14 protein-coding genes and 2 tRNA genes are annotated in these 14565 nt (G+C 51.8%); 4 read left to right on the top strand and 12 right to left on the bottom strand.

From position 1 onward, the window contains the following. Positions 1 to 116: 116 nt before the first annotated feature. Positions 117 to 193, bottom strand: a tRNA-Arg gene (locus EDC23_RS03905). Between the two features lie 349 nt (positions 194 to 542). Here EDC23_RS03905 and EDC23_RS03900 point away from each other — a divergent pair. Beyond that, entirely contained in the window at positions 543 to 1766 is a 1224-nt protein-coding gene (locus EDC23_RS03900) for a tyrosine-type recombinase/integrase (RefSeq protein ID WP_134081416.1), read from the top strand. Positions 1767 to 1789: 23 nt separating this feature from the next. On the opposite strand, the gene EDC23_RS03895 is transcribed toward EDC23_RS03900, so the two are convergent. Genes EDC23_RS03895 through EDC23_RS03880 form a run of 4 tightly spaced genes read right to left on the bottom strand, consistent with a single transcriptional unit; the run spans position 1790 to position 7171 of the window. Further along, positions 1790 to 2062, bottom strand: a complete 273-nt coding sequence (locus EDC23_RS03895) for a hypothetical protein (protein ID WP_134081414.1) — start codon at positions 2060 to 2062, stop codon at positions 1790 to 1792. 17 nt (positions 2063 to 2079) lie between these two features. Continuing rightward, positions 2080 to 4473, bottom strand: a complete 2394-nt coding sequence (hsdR, locus tag EDC23_RS03890; RefSeq protein ID WP_134081412.1) for an EcoAI/FtnUII family type I restriction enzme subunit R — start codon at positions 4471 to 4473, stop codon at positions 2080 to 2082. Further along, positions 4470 to 5693, bottom strand: coding sequence for a restriction endonuclease subunit S (locus EDC23_RS03885; protein ID WP_134081410.1), 1224 nt, complete (start codon positions 5691 to 5693; stop codon positions 4470 to 4472). The genes hsdR and EDC23_RS03885 overlap by 4 nt, the downstream gene beginning before the upstream one ends. After that, positions 5690 to 7171 (bottom strand): type I restriction-modification system subunit M, encoded by a 1482-nt coding sequence (locus tag EDC23_RS03880; RefSeq protein ID WP_134081408.1) that lies wholly within the window; start codon positions 7169 to 7171, stop codon positions 5690 to 5692. The genes EDC23_RS03885 and EDC23_RS03880 overlap by 4 nt, the downstream gene beginning before the upstream one ends. Positions 7172 to 7418: 247 nt before the next feature. Here EDC23_RS03880 and EDC23_RS03875 point away from each other — a divergent pair, with 247 nt between their 5' ends. From EDC23_RS03875 to EDC23_RS03865, 3 genes are all read left to right on the top strand, one after another. Further along, positions 7419 to 8285: a hypothetical protein gene (locus tag EDC23_RS03875; protein WP_134081406.1), complete on the top strand. Its 867-nt coding sequence runs from the start codon at positions 7419 to 7421 to the stop codon at positions 8283 to 8285. A 110-nt stretch (positions 8286 to 8395) separates the two neighbouring features. After that, the gene (locus tag EDC23_RS03870) at positions 8396 to 8593 is read left to right on the top strand and encodes a helix-turn-helix transcriptional regulator (protein WP_134081404.1); all 198 of its coding nucleotides are present in this window, start codon (positions 8396 to 8398) and stop codon (positions 8591 to 8593) included. Positions 8594 to 8807: 214 nt separating this feature from the next. Next, positions 8808 to 9350 (top strand): hypothetical protein, encoded by a 543-nt coding sequence (locus EDC23_RS03865; RefSeq protein ID WP_134081402.1) that lies wholly within the window; start codon positions 8808 to 8810, stop codon positions 9348 to 9350. 569 nt (positions 9351 to 9919) lie between these two features. On the opposite strand, the gene EDC23_RS03860 is transcribed toward EDC23_RS03865, so the two are convergent. From EDC23_RS03860 to EDC23_RS03830, 7 genes are all read right to left on the bottom strand, one after another. Beyond that, the gene (locus tag EDC23_RS03860; protein WP_134081400.1) at positions 9920 to 10198 is read right to left on the bottom strand and encodes a hypothetical protein; all 279 of its coding nucleotides are present in this window, start codon (positions 10196 to 10198) and stop codon (positions 9920 to 9922) included. A gap of 254 nt (positions 10199 to 10452) precedes the next feature. After that, positions 10453 to 10641 (bottom strand): hypothetical protein, encoded by a 189-nt coding sequence (locus tag EDC23_RS03855; protein ID WP_134081398.1) that lies wholly within the window; start codon positions 10639 to 10641, stop codon positions 10453 to 10455. A 166-nt stretch (positions 10642 to 10807) separates the two neighbouring features. Beyond that, complete coding sequence (locus EDC23_RS03850) at positions 10808 to 11764, bottom strand: COG2958 family protein (protein WP_134081396.1); 957 nt, start codon at positions 11762 to 11764, stop codon at positions 10808 to 10810. 29 nt (positions 11765 to 11793) lie between these two features. Next, on the bottom strand, positions 11794 to 12543 hold the full coding sequence (locus EDC23_RS03845; RefSeq protein ID WP_134081394.1) for a hypothetical protein: 750 nt from the start codon (positions 12541 to 12543) through the stop codon (positions 11794 to 11796). A 263-nt stretch (positions 12544 to 12806) separates the two neighbouring features. Next, a tRNA-Ser gene (locus EDC23_RS03840) sits at positions 12807 to 12899 on the bottom strand. A 58-nt stretch (positions 12900 to 12957) separates the two neighbouring features. Continuing rightward, positions 12958 to 13152 (bottom strand): carbon storage regulator CsrA, encoded by a 195-nt coding sequence (gene csrA / locus EDC23_RS03835; RefSeq protein WP_134081392.1) that lies wholly within the window; start codon positions 13150 to 13152, stop codon positions 12958 to 12960. Between the two features lie 153 nt (positions 13153 to 13305). Then, positions 13306 to 14535, bottom strand: a complete 1230-nt coding sequence (locus tag EDC23_RS03830) for an aspartate kinase (RefSeq protein WP_134081390.1) — start codon at positions 14533 to 14535, stop codon at positions 13306 to 13308. Between the last annotated feature and the right edge of the window lie 30 nt (positions 14536 to 14565).

The following is a 14565-nucleotide window of genomic DNA, read 5'->3' as shown; positions in this document are numbered from 1 at the left end:
ATTCGCTCCCGGCGAATTTGTCGAACACTATTTATAATTTCGCGGTCGGAGGTTCGAATCTCCATACCAGGCCGATAACGACAAAAGCCCGCATAAAGCGGGCTTTTGTCGTTATATGGCGCGCCCGGAAGGATTCGAACCTCCGACCGCCTGGTTCGTAGCCAGGTACTCTATCCAGCTGAGCTACGGGCGCTTTAGAACAGGGGCTAGGTGCTAGATACTAGTTGCTAGGAAAACCACCCAAACCTTGGAGAAGGCGCAATATACTGATTATCGGGGCCGGTTTCAAGCCGGATAACTTCTAGCCCCTAGCAACTAGCGCCTAGAAACTGAATAAAAAGGCCGCCCGTCAGGGCGGCCTTTTTATTCGATATGGCGGAGAGAGAGTCCGCCGTGTTTGTCTACAATAGCGTCCATAGAAATCAACCTTAGCATTACTTAACAAGCACTTACTGTTCGACAGTGTCCGAACATATCCGGTAAAATCCAGTTAGATTGGGGGACCTGGTGGGGGACCCACGGAACACTGGATTGGGATATATATGGCCATTCACAAACTAACCCCTCGCAAGGTCGCAACCGCCGGCCCAGGCAAATACGAGGACGGCGGCGGTCTGCGTCTGGTGGTATCGAAGTCAGGCGCCAAGAAGTGGGTTCTGCGGTTCACCCTCAACGGCAGGCGTCGCGAGATGGGCCTGGGTAGCTACCCGGATGTTTCCCTCGCTGATGCTCGCCTCAAGGCTTCTGAATGCCGCTTGCAGGCTTCTTCGGGGATCGATCCCATCGAGGTCCGCAGAATCGAGCAAGAGACCGTGCCCACCTTTACCACCTGTGCGGCACGGTACATCCGGGCCCACAGGCGTGGCTGGAAGAATGCCAAGCATGCCCGGCAGTGGGTCAGTACTCTCCAAACCTATGTCCGGCCCGTTATAGGGTCAAAGCCGGTGGATGCCATCACCACCGAGGATATTCTGGCGATTCTTTCCCCGATCTGGACGAACAAGACAGAAACCGCCAAACGAGTTCAGGGTCGCATGGAAAACGTCCTGGACTATGCAGCTGCCCACAAGTACCGGGATTCACTGAATCCCGCCCGCTGGCGCGGCCACCTGAACAAGCTGTTGCCGAAGCCCTCGAGGGTGAGAGAAGTCAATCACCACCCTGCTATGCCGCATGCCGAAGTTCCCGCGTTCATGGCGGAGCTGTCACAGAAGGAGAACGTATCGGCTATGGCGCTACAGTTCCTCATCCTGACTGCCACGCGCACCAACGAGGTATTGAACGCCAATTGGGACGAAATCGACCTGGAAGGGGCCGTCTGGACTATACCTGCTGCCAGGATGAAGGCCCGACGGGAGCACAGAGTCCCGCTCTCAGATGCGGTCATCGAAATTCTCAGCGCTCTGCCCCGCATTGAAGGCAATCCCTATGTCTTCCCGGGGAGCCAACATGGGCGCCCCCTGTCCAACATGTCGCTACTACAACTAATGCGCGGGATGGGATATGGAATCAATGGCGCACGTGGCGACTATGTACCGCACGGTTTTCGGTCCAGTTTCCGGGACTGGTCCGGCGAGGTATCAAGCTTTCCGCGCGATGTGGCGGAAATGGCTCTCGCACATGTTATCGAGAATAAAGTCGAGGCCGCCTATCGACGTGGCGACCTGTTTGCCAAACGCCGGAAGATGATGCAGGAATGGGCGAATTATGTAACCTCACAGCAGGCAGACATAATTCCAATAAACAAACAAGCCAGGACTTCCTGAAAATCAGGGGCTGGGCGCTACATCTAGTTATCATTTTCATTTTTATTATTAAGTCGGCGACGTCGCTCCCTGGCCTTGTAGATTACCCTTAGCGCCATTTTCTCCAGCTTATCCAGTTCATTTGGCGAAATTTCACTTTCATCACAGATATTAGACTCGACAGTCGCCTCAGATGGTTTTTCTTGTCCCTTGTCACTTGAATATTCAAGATGCAAGACTCTCGGGCAACCATCCGATCGTATTATTTTTCCCTCTTCATTCTTAATGTAATTATTGTTTTTATTGTCGCCACTCATATGTTTAGGCTCCTATATCAAGGCTCATAAAGATATGATTGAAACTCAACAAACACCTGCCGGATATTGCTGACGTTGCCCAGCTCGGCGATGGCGTCACCGACACTGTAGTATTTGAGTTCGATCAGCACGGGGAGCTTGTCGGTATCCAGCTCGCCGACGCCGCGTTCAATATAATGATTCAGCACGAATTCCAGGAACTCTTTCTGACGGTAGTCATAGCGGGAGAAAATGAGCTCCTTGTGTGACTCCACCCGCTCGGCTCGGGTCACTGGCGGTTGTGCGTAGGCGATATACGCCAGCACGTCGTACAGGTCGCTGTTCTCGGCTTCGATCATCTTGCCGATTTCACGTAGCTGCTCGACGCCGTAGCCTTTTTCCTCCAGGCCGTTCAGCAGGGCCTTGCGGGTATCCGGTCGGCTCCACAACTGGCGCAGCTCGTCCTCGTTCTTGAACAGCTCGGGCAGGTCGCCGAAGAGCCGTTGCACGAATTCAGCGGCGGAGATCGGCTTGCCGTCGGGGCTCCAGAAGGTGGTCGCGCTCATGTGCTGCAGGGTGCGTTCCTTGCCGTCGGCCAGTTTTACCTTCACCTTGCGTTGCTTGTCGCAGACACAGGGCGATTCGCCGCATACAGGGCATTCCTCGGGCGGTTCTTTGGGACAGACACAGGGGCTCTGTCCGCAAACCTCGCAGGGCCTGGGCGGTTCGATCACGCAGGTACAGGGCACGTTACCGCAGCGCGGGCAGGGATCCGGGGCCAGCGGCTCGCCGTCCCATTCCTCGTCGTTGAAATGCTCGTAGGCCTTCACGAAGTCATGAATGGTGAAATAGTCCTTGCCGTCGAACAGGCGCGTGCCGCGGCCGATGATCTGCTTGAACTCGATCATGGAGTTCACCGGCCGCATCAGCACAATGTGGCGCACGTTGCGCGCATCCACGCCGGTGGAGAGCTTCTGAGAGGTCGTGAGAATTGTTGGAATGGTTTTCTCGTTATCCTGGAAGGCCCGCAGCCAGCGCTCGCCCTCGGCGCCGTCATTGGCCGTGACGCGCTCGCAGTAGTGCGGATCCTTGATGGTCTTCATCTGGTTGATGAGATCGCGTACCGCCAGGGCATGTTCCTGGGTGGCGCAGAATACCAGGGTCTTCTCGCGCGGGTCGATGCTCTCCATGAACAGCTTCACGCGGTACTGCTCGCGCTCACGAATTTCGATAACCCGGTTGAAGTCTTCCTCGGTGTAGCGCCGGCCCTCTTCGATCTCGCCCTCGATGACCTGATCGTCCGAGGTGAAGACGTAATCATCCAGAGTCGTGGCGATCTGCCGTACCTTGAACGGGGTTAGGTAGCCGTCGTTGATGCCCTCCTTGAGGGAATAGATATACACCGGGTCGCCGAAGTAGGCATAGGTGTCAGTGTTGTGGGTGCGTTTGGGCGTGGCGGTCAGGCCAAGCTGCACGGCCGGGCTGAAATGCTCCATGATCTGGCGCCAGTTGCTCTCGTCGTTGGCCCCGCCCCGGTGGCACTCGTCGATGATGATGAAATCGAAAAAGTCTGCCGGGTAATCGTAGAAGTTGTATTGCGGGTTGCCCTCGGCATTGCGCCCGGTCATGAAGGTCTGGAAGATGGTGAAGAAGATGCTGCCGTTTTTTGGCACCCGGCCCTTCTTGCGGATGGTCTCCGGGTCGATGCGCACTAGCGCGTCATCGGGGAAGGCGGAGAAATCGTTAAAGGCCTGGTTGGCGAGGATGTTGCGGTCGGCCAAGAACAGGATGCGCGGCTGGCGTCCTGGCTCGCCACTCGCCCGCGCCGCCAGGCTCCAGCGGGCATGGAACAGCTTCCAGGCAATCTGAAAGGCGATGGCCGTCTTGCCTGTGCCGGTGGCCAGGGTCAGCAGAATGCGGTCACGCCCCTCGGCGATGGCCTCCAGAGCCTTGTTGATGGCGTTGTGCTGATAGTAGCGTGCCTGCCAGAAGCCGCCCTTGTCCTCGAAAGGCACCGCACCGAAGCGTTCGCGCCAGAGATTCCGCTCGGCAAAGGCTTCATGCCAGAGCGCATCCGGTGACGGAAAGGCTTTCGCATAGCCTTCCTCGCCGGTGTGCATATCCACCCGGTAGATACCGACCCCGTTGGTGGAGAAGGCAAAGCGGGCCTGCAAGCGTTCGGCATAGCGCTTGGCCTGGCCTAATCCTTCGGTGTCCGGTGAGGTGCGTTTCTTGGCCTCGATCACCGCGAGCTTCTGGCCGCGATACATCAACACATAGTCGGCAATGTCCTGCTTGCCGCGCCGGCCGCCGCCGATCAGCCGCCCCGGCGCGATCACCTCGCGCCGTACCCGGCTGCCGTCCACCACGCCCCAGCCAGCCTCCTTCAGGGCCGGGTCGATCAGTTCGGCACGGGTCTCGGCTTCGTTCATGCCACCGCCTCTTCAGCCTCTTTGTGCATCTCGGCTGTCAGCTCGCCGGTGAAGGCCTTTTGCAGCAGGGACTGTTTGAGTTCGGCGAGAGCAGTTAGTTTCTGTTGGTAGATAGATTCAAGCCGTCGCGTCTCAAAACTGAGGTCATCCAGCATGCTCGACAAGTCTGTTTGTTTATTTAATGGCGGAATGGATAGTTTTAATTTCTTCATGTCGCGAATGTTAATTTGCATTAACGCAGCTCCATATGTTTTCTCCTTAATCTGTTCTTGTACACTGGGTGACTTCAGTAAGTAATATCCGAATTCTTGAGTGAGAACAGAAGAATTAAATCGAATTGGAACAATGCCTCTAGTTACATTCGCTCCCGCTAACTCACTAGCCGCAATAGAAACAACGCCCGTGCTCCCTCGCACACAGAGAAGCAGATCATTTCCTATCAACGTAGTCCTTTTATATGACTTAGCTAGATCTGGATTGATATGTTTTAAATTATCTAGCGTAATGACTTTTTTTGTTAAATCGGTTGGGCGAACTACGGGCAGTCCATTTGGAAATTCTTTCCCTGGCTGAACGATTCCATAAGAAAGTGAGCATGTTTCATCAACAACGTTATCTAAGGTATCTTTGTGCCATTTTCTGGCATCTTGACTGAAGATCGCATTCAGGTAACTGTCAAACAATTCACGGGCATTGGCGAGGTTCTTTTCGGTATTGGCTATGGCCGCTTCAGTCCCCGCGAAGGCCTCATCGAGAATGGCGACGATGCGTTTTTGTTCGAGAAGCGGCGGTACAGGCACCGGAAAGTTAGCTATGTCTTCTTTGCTGAATCCAGCTTGCGCTGATCTTGCGGCGATATTCATTAATGGCCGTTGGAAAAGAGCGGAATTTAGAAAGTAATAAAAATAGTTTCTGTCAATCACTTCATCGTCAGGTATCGTTTTAATAAGTGCAACATTATATGCACCCGACTTGCCTCTATGAATTTGGCCTACGGAGGCGCCGTACCTTCCAATCAAAATATCATCTTCGGAACAGGTGCGAATTTTCTTCGTGACAGGAATATAAACTGCTTTGTCATCACTCTTGAAATCTCTTATTTGTAAAAGCCTCACATATCCTTCCTGAGGTACAGATACAAATTGCGATTTCGGTGGCTGTGATCCACCTTGAAAGCCGGAGACCTCTTTCAAAGGTTTCGTATTCCAAGTTGACGTCATAACATCCCCCGTATCCCTTCCAGGATTTCCTCGCTCTCCCTGTCTAGGGTTTCGATCTCGTTGATGATGACCTCGGGATCGCGCAGGGGATCTTCCTCGGCCTTGTTGGGGTTCTTGACCGACAGATCCCAGGTTTCCTGATCAATGTCTTCAATATTTACCGTCCAGGATTCATCCGAGTCGGCAAAGCTGGCCTGCAGTTCGACGAATTCCTTCAAGTCGTCGTCGTTGAGCGGATTGGTTTTGCCCAGGCTGCGGCCAGGGTCGAGGTGGTAGTACCAGATATTTTGTGTCGGCGCGCCTTTCTCGAAGAACAGCACTACAGTCTTTACACCAGCGCCAAGGAACGTCCCGCCGGGGCAGTCGAGGATGGTGTGCAGGTTGCAGTTCTCCAGCAGCTCTTTGCGCAGGGCGCGGGAGGCGTTGTCGGAGTTGGATAGAAAGGTGTTCTTGATAACGATGGCCGCCCGGCCGCCGGCCTTGAGATACTTGATGAAGTGTTGCAGGAACAGAAAGGCCGTCTCGCCGGTCTTGATGGGGAAGTTCTGCTGGATCTCCTTGCGCTCCTTGCCGCCGAAGGGTGGATTGGCAAGGATCACGTCGAAGCGGTCCTTTTCCTGGATGTCGCTGAGGTTCTCGGTCAGGCTGTTGGTGTGCTGGATGTTGGGCGTCTCGATGCCATGCAGGATCATATTCATGATCCCGATGACATAGGGCAGGCTTTTCTTCTCCTTGGCGTAGAAGGTGCGGGTCTGCAGTGTCTCCAGGTCTTTTGTGGACAGCTTGGGTGGTTTGTTACCGTCAGGACCATCCGGCCCGTAGCGTAGGTAGTCGTGAGCCTCGCACATAAAGCCGGCCGAGCCGGCGGCCGCGTCGTAGATACGCTCGCCGATCTTCGGTTTGGTGACTTTTATCATCGCGCGGATCAGCGGGCGCGGGGTGTAGTATTCGCCGCCGTTACGCCCGGCGTTGCCCATGTTGCGGATCTTGGCCTCGTACAGGTGTGAGAGCTCGTGCTTTTCCTTCTGCGAGCGGAAGCTCAGGCTATCGATCAGCTCCAGCGCTTCACGCAGGCTGTAGCCACTCTGGAACTTGTTACGGATCTCGCCGAAGATCTCACCGATCTTGTACTCGATGGTATCCGGCCCGGAGGCGCGCTCGCGAAAGCCCTGCAGGTAGGGAAACAGCTTGGTGTTTACGAAGAGGATGAGATCTTCGCCGGTCTCGGCGTTGTCGTGGTCAAATGAGCCGTCGGCCTTCTTCGGCGCCGCCCACTTCGACCAGCGGTAGTCCTCGTCAATGATGAAATCGTAGGACTTGCCTCGCAGCTCGGCCTCCATGGCCCGCTCCTGCTCCAGGTCATCCAGGTACTTGAGAAACAGCATCCAGGAAGTCTGCTCGGTATAGTCCAGCTCCGTCGCGCAGCCGGCCTCTTTCCACAGCACGTCATCGATATTTTTGAAGGTTTGCTCAAACATGTCGGCGAGGAACTCTATAAGTTATTGTTTTTATTGCCAATTAAGATTCGATTCGGGTACTGGTATCAAAAGGAGCACTACCATTCACATAAATCATCTATAACTGCTTGAATTTCCACCATTGTGGACTTCAAAACATGGTGGATATACTACATGGGATGCAGATAGACAGAAATAGACAACCTTTTAATCTCTACTGCTTACCAGAGCTTGCCTCAGGGAAAACCCTGAATCTCGATACCAGCCCGTGACCACTACCCCCTCAGAAAAACAAGAAGACCGTCTGGGGATTTACCGGCGGCTGTCCAATGCCTGGAAGATGGCCAGCATTGATCGGGATATGGCATATCAGGAGCTTGTACTGGCCCCGGTTTTTGACGGGTTTGCCCCTGTCGGTGCAGCTATTCTCCTCTCGGTTCTCTGTTATCCGGAGGAGCAGGACAAACGTTCATCATTTGTTGATGCGATAAGCGCACGGATGTTCAAAACTGGCACCAAACCGAGGAGCCCAGAACGAAAGGAACTCCGGGCTACACCCGGAATTTCATCCCTTCTCGACCTGCCTAACAAGCGCATTGAACAGATTCTGAACGATGGGCTACGCCGTTTTCACTCCCGAATGCGCGCTGGGTGGGTGCTTGGTCAAAAATTAAGCTCTAGCGAAGACCCGAATACCCAGCTTCCCCTTCGGGATCTCATGCTTACAGCTGCCCGGCAAAATACCCGGACCTATCCGGCTTTCGACTCAAGCACTGGTGACAAAGAACAGGTTATCACCAGCTTCAGACAACGGGTCATGACCCCGGCCCGCCCGGTCGCCCACCTGGCCCTGGAAATCCACAATCTGTTTGTCAGAGACAACACAAGGAAAATCGGCCTGTTGGAACTGGTCAACTCTGCAGAAACCTGGCTGGCTGAAACTATCGAGAATGCCGAAGTGCACCGGGTATTGTTCGGCGATCTCTTTCCTTCCCGTTCAAGCACTTACCTACCCGGTCGGAGCAAAAACTATTGTGTCCCCCCTGCGGAAATGATCGCGGTCCTGCCGTTCATCGATCCGATTACGCCGGAAATTGGCTGGGATGCCCTGAAGAATCTGGAAAGGCTCAACTAGCCCTCCGTCCAGAATTAACTGTTCCTTTACTGTTCCTACGATTCGTTCTCCCCCTCCCCTAATCTCCTCGCCCATGGACTTCTTGATAACCCATGAGGAGGTATTAGACGATGAAGACCATCCTTCGGCTTCCGACCGTAGTCGCCCGCACAGGCCTGTCTCGCAGCACTCTGTATCTACGCATTGCAGAGGGCCGGTTCCCCAGACCCATCTCACTGGGCGGCAGGGCTGTCGGCTGGCTTGAATCTGACGTCGCTGAGTGGATCGAGGCCCGGGTCGAAGAGAGCCGGAAAGGGGATGTGGCATGAAGACACAGAATCCGCTTTCCAAAGGCCTGAAATCGACCTCGCTGCGAGCTTCCGTAGATGCGCACTGCTACATGTGCATGGGTGGCGAAAAAGACGACACAAGGACCCAGAAAAGTGTCGTCGAATTGATCCGGGTGTGCAGTAGCGAGATTTGCCCGTTGTGGTCTGTGAGGCCGTTTACCCGCTCGAATTCGGAGGATAAGGCAGGTAACTGATGCTGACCGCTGCGAAAAAGAGGCCTGAAGATCAGACCACGGATGAATGGTTGGCTGAGTATGGTGGAACCAGCCATGCTTCAGCGGATGGAATGCGTCCACCAAAGCATCCTCCTGGAGCCAATAGCAGTGCCAACGAAACTACTCACCTGTTCCGCTTTATCGGCCATCGCACGACAAGAACAGGCAGTGTTGTTCTGGAATTCGAAACCCTGGATGGTCAGCTGCAGGCCGTGAAATTTTTTAATGTGAGCATCAAGAGCCGGCGGGGAAACACCTACCCCGCAGGCATACATGGTCAGTTCGATCCGCCAGAGCGTGGAAAATTCCGTCGATTCTGGATGGAAGCTGTAGGCCAACCACCCGGCAGGTGGTGTCGTGTCCACAAATCACTCCGTAGCAAACTAGGAAAACTTGTTTTCACTGGGGAAATTAAACATTGCATTGATAGGAAAGGGATTGGTTATAACAAAATCACAAACCTCACCTGTGTACAGGAAGGTGAACTGGCACAACTCAGTCACAAATTGGGCACAATCTAGGCACAATCTAGGCACAAATCGGGCACAGAGACCCAGCACACATACCGGGCACAGCATCATTCTGAGACCCTTGCAGTGATTGGGTTTCCAGCGATTTCACCGCATAGGGAAATACTACATAGCGAATAAGTGCACAAAAACACAGTTACCCAGGCACACAGAACACACTGCTACATCTATAGATCTATCTATATCCATGTAGTGTAATTCTGGGATGACTATCGAAATGTAGTGTTCAGAAGTTTGGAGAGCGAGAAAATTAAGTTTTGCGATCAGTACGCGCGCGGACCTGAACAGCAATGGCAGTGTTGGGAATTACTCTCAGCACACTCCCTGAATTATCAATGGCTATCATCCCAGCTATCACCTATGCCTTAGCAAAACTGAGCAAATAATATACAAATTTTACAGGAATCACCCTTCCTGGCGGCGAGGCTCTCCGACAGGCTTTTGAGGTGTCGTAGGAATAGACCTGGTAAAAGATAGTCAGCTTGCCGTCCTGGGTGACGACAACAGTTTGCGTGGGGGAGTCGAGCAGGTCAGCGTCCAGCTACTCCTGCCCCATCAGGTTATGTGGAGTTCTTTTTGACCATCGATTCCATCGACGACCTTTGCTCCGATGTGAGTGGAAGTGAACGGCCCGTACTTTCCTCGTACTTCGCGAACATGGCCAGGATCGGATCCCAGTTCTTGTCGAACCTCGTCAGAAATTCGCTTGAGGGCTCGGGCGGTAGCAGAGGTATGGGGACGGTATTTTCGTCCCGCATCGACATTGGATAGGAAAATACGCGCTGCTTCAGCAAGCTCTCAGTCGGTAAGTCCTTGTTCGGCTTCTTCTCATCGGGCATCGCTTATATCCTTGATTGCGGTGTTGTCGTTTCGTTATGGGTGGTTAATCTGTCGACCCCGACCCGGATTTCGCCTGTGGGAACTCCACGATAATGGTTCTCGAAGGTGTCTCTTGCCTGGGCTTGTTCAGCAGGTACGGCGGTGGCGGGCTGAAAGTCGAGAGACATCTGCTCTGACTGAGCCGCACGACATTGGCGCTCTTGTATATTGCTGGTTTCTCGCTCATAGTCTGCGTATAACCCTTAGGTCTCGCCTACTTCTCATTCAGCTTCTTGCGCCGATCCCTCGCCCGATACAGGTTCACTAGCGCCTGTTTCTCCAGCTTGTTCAGCTCGGAGTCGCTTAATTGCGTCGAGGTGTTTTCGGGCTTCTGCTTCGAGGTGTTCGATTTCTTCATGGTCAGATCCTCTTTCTCCAGGCGGCGGGTCTGCTTATCCAGCACCCGCTTGATGGCCTTGGCATCACCAAAATAATCGGTGTGCGTGATACTGTCAGAATAGCAACCAAAACAGTGTAATCACATAAGTTGAAACTTTATAAGTATTAGCCGGAACCCACCTGTTTCTCTAGCTCCATCAAACATCTAGGCCATCAATTTTCATTACAAATCAAACATCCCCTTTGATTTTATTTATATAAGACTCAGGGTCCTCAATCACATCGTCGTATTCAGACTTATGTATTCGTTTCGAATCATAATCAATCTTGACATCCTTGATAAATTGCCTGAAGTCATCATTTTGCTCAGACAATTTATTCATCGTTTCCCAATCCAACTGAGGCCTATATTTGGCATGATAGAGAATTCCCGATGAATCAATATCATTAAGATCAAGGTGAATCACACCAATACCGAATGACATAGATAACCGCTCAAGCTCTGAGAGCAATTCATCATCTTGTTTTATTTCTGCAGCAATCAGATACCCTTCATTTGCCCACGACGAATTGGAAACAGCCTGAAAAAAAGCTTCTCTGTAATTACCTTTAGTTATCGATTTTTTTAGCTCAAAAGAGAACAGCTTTAATGCATTGTTATCTGATATACGATTGAACTCTATTAGATCGGGATTCCAGTCTTCCAAGGGAAGATGAAAACCCACGAGATCCGGATGGCTCCACTCACTATATCCATGCTTCTTAGATTTCTCATGAAATATAGTTTTGGTAAGTATGCTTTTCCCCCGACTAAATGTGGGGTTCGTATATGCAAAATAACTAACCAGCGGATGGAGATCTCTTTCGGTATATTTAGATTTAGGCTCTTTTTCTTTTCTTTCTGATACTTCGATTTTTTCTATTATGTCATCTGGCAACTGGCTAGCTCTTGACTTAAGAAAAAATCTGGCGGGTCTGCTTCCAATTTTAATAAATTCAGTTCTAGGATTATCCCTTACTTCCACAAACAATCTTGCACCAAGTGTTTGCCATGGGGTTTTACCTGTAGTGTTCAACCGTTGATCCAAACCCTTACTCTTACCAATTTCCCATATTTCCTGATAGGTTAGCGGCTTGTCTGCATCCACCAGAACTTCTACAGCGTAATCTGTAAATGTAAAACTCATCCCCATCTCCCTCGAAAACTAGCAGATCGTTATCGGTTTATGGTTGTATCCTGTTTATCCAAGAACGCAGACAATCTAGATGATTCATTAGCTAGTTGTTTAGATAGCCTATACTCTTCGGAAACCTCAGCTGGCGCCAGCAAATATCTCAATTCGCCTTCCTGGTTTAACAAAATTTTTGATAGCTCATCACCAAAATTCATTTTTTTCTTATTGGCTTTAACCAAACAAACCATGCCGCCCAGCATGAAATTATACAACCTGACATTTTGTTTCTTTAAATTCAAAGGTGCTCGGTATGCAAAAACCTCATCATCTTGCTTATGGATCAGCAATCGCACTAAAGCGACATCAAACCATGAGGGAATTTCTATTTCACCGAATGCAATTTTCTTAATTTCATCTTGATAGCTGTAAAGATCAATTTTTCCATATTCCTCAGAGGTAATACTGTATTTCCAGAGAATTCCTGCACAGAATCTTAAAATTTTATCTTTGTCGATACCGTGACATTCTTTTATGCCAAATCCTCTATTAATTGAGCCTTTTCTTATATTAGCAAACACAATAGCGGCATATTCTTCCAGTCTACCCAACTCCCCATCGCAGGTTGCACATAGTATGTTTTTATCGAATGTGCCTGATTGAGTAGGATGAAAAGATCCATCTGTCTTAACCGCTGTAGCATGGCTTTTCCCAGTCTGCACTTCTTTACAAAACACTTGAGGAATTAAATGTGCTCGAATGGTGTTTTTTTCACCGCATTTGCTACATGGCATCCGATTCCACCTGATTCACTATTTTAGGAAGATAGCCTCAGGCCTCTAAACACTAGAGCTCAAGGCTAGAGGCTTTCTATCAGTGCGATTTGATTTGCGGATAACGATTGGTTCTCAGCAACCAGATATTTTTGAAATTATAGAAAACTATGATCACAGTAACCCGAAGGAACTGCTACGGCTACAAAAGGGGGCCAAATGGGGGACTATGCGTATGAATGCAATATTAAGTTATTGTTTTTTATAGGATTATAATTATAAATTGGCGGAGAGAGAGGGATTCGAACCCTCGATGGAGCTATTAACCCCATACTCCCTTAGCAGGGGAGCGCCTTCAGCCACTCGGCCATCTCTCCGGAACCCCGTTTTACCGGGGGAGCAAAGGATACTAGGGCCGGGGGCCGAGGTAAAGTCTCAGCTGCCGGACTCCCGGGTGCTGCCGTCATCTTCGCTCTTGATCCGCTCGTAGATCTCCTCACGGTGGACGGAGACATCCTTCGGCGCATTGACGCCGATACGTACCTGGTTGCCCTTGACACCCAGGACTGTCACGGTCACTTCGTCGCCAATCATGAGTGTTTCACCCACCCGTCTGGTCAAAATCAGCATGTTAATCTAACTCCTTTTCGGATAATTCGGTCATTTCTGTCCTTCGGTCGGCCTGATAGCGGGCAGGCTCCCGTTGGATATCGTCAACTGATCACTAAACTTTAATAAAATCAAAACCGGTAAAAGATCGTTATTTCACGATCCCCGACCGATTTACAGAGTCATTTCCTGCTCAAGCTGGAAAGCGCTATGCAGTGCCCGTACACCCAGCTCGAGATACTTTTCCTCGATGACGACGGAGATTTTAATTTCCGAGGTGGATATCATCATGATATTGATTCCTTCCCTGGCCAGGGTTTCAAACATCTGACTGGCGACACCGGCGTGGGAACGCATCCCCACACCAACCAGTGAAATTTTAACAATGGATTTGTCACCTGCAACCTCACGCGCGCCCAGCTTGCCCGCAACGTCCTGTAGCAGTTTCAGGGTTTTATCATAATCGTTGCGATGCACGGTAAAGGTAAAATCGGTGGTGCCGTCGGCGCCGACGTTCTGGATGATCATATCGACTTCAATATTGGCGTCACCAATCGGGCCCAGAATACTGAACGCCATACCGGGTTGATCCGGAACGCCCAGAATCGTCAGCTTGGCTTCATCGCGATTGAAGGCGATGCCGGAGATGACAGGTTGTTCCATATCCGCTTGTTCCTCGTAAGTGATCAGTGTGCCAGGGCCCTCTTCAAAGGACGAAAGCACTCTTAGATTGACATTATACTTGCCGGCAAATTCCACCGCGCGGATCTGCAGGACTTTCGAACCCAGGCTGGCCATCTCCAGCATCTCCTCGAAGGTGATACGCTGCAGGCGCCGGGCATCAGCGACGACGCGGGGATCAGTGGTGTAAACACCATCCACGTCGGTATAGATCTGGCATTCGTCGGCCTTCAGGGCCGCCGCCAGCGCCACCGCGGTGGTATCGGAACCCCCGCGACCGAGGGTGGTGATATTGTTCTCCTCATCCCGTCCCTGAAAGCCTGCCACCACCACGACCCGGCCCTGATCCAGATCGGTGCGCATGCGGCTTTCATCGATATCCAGGATCCGCGCCTTGGTATGCGCGCTGTCGGTCAGAATATGCACCTGCGAGCCGGTGTAGGAGCGGGCCGGATAGCCACGGGCATTGAGGGCCATACTCAGCAGGGCAATGGTCACCTGTTCACCGGTGGAGACCAGCACATCGTACTCCCTCGGATCGGGCTGGTCACTCACCTGGCTGGCCAGCTCGATCAACCGGTTGGTCTCGCCGCTCATGGCGGAAACGACCACCACCACGTCGTGGCCGGCCTGACGACTGGCGATCACCTTGTCGGCGACATTCTCGATTTTCTCAACCGTACCAACCGACGTACCGCCGTATTTTTGAACAATAAGAGCCATTAAAACCTTTACACGGTGCCCAAAGGGCGC

It is taken from the genome of Thiohalophilus thiocyanatoxydans (assembly GCF_004366735.1).
In the GTDB taxonomy this organism is placed as follows: Bacteria; Pseudomonadota; Gammaproteobacteria; order UBA6429; family Thiohalophilaceae; genus Thiohalophilus; species Thiohalophilus thiocyanatoxydans.
Note: the sequence above shows the minus strand (reverse complement) of the source record. Positions and strands in the feature narration are given on the sequence as shown.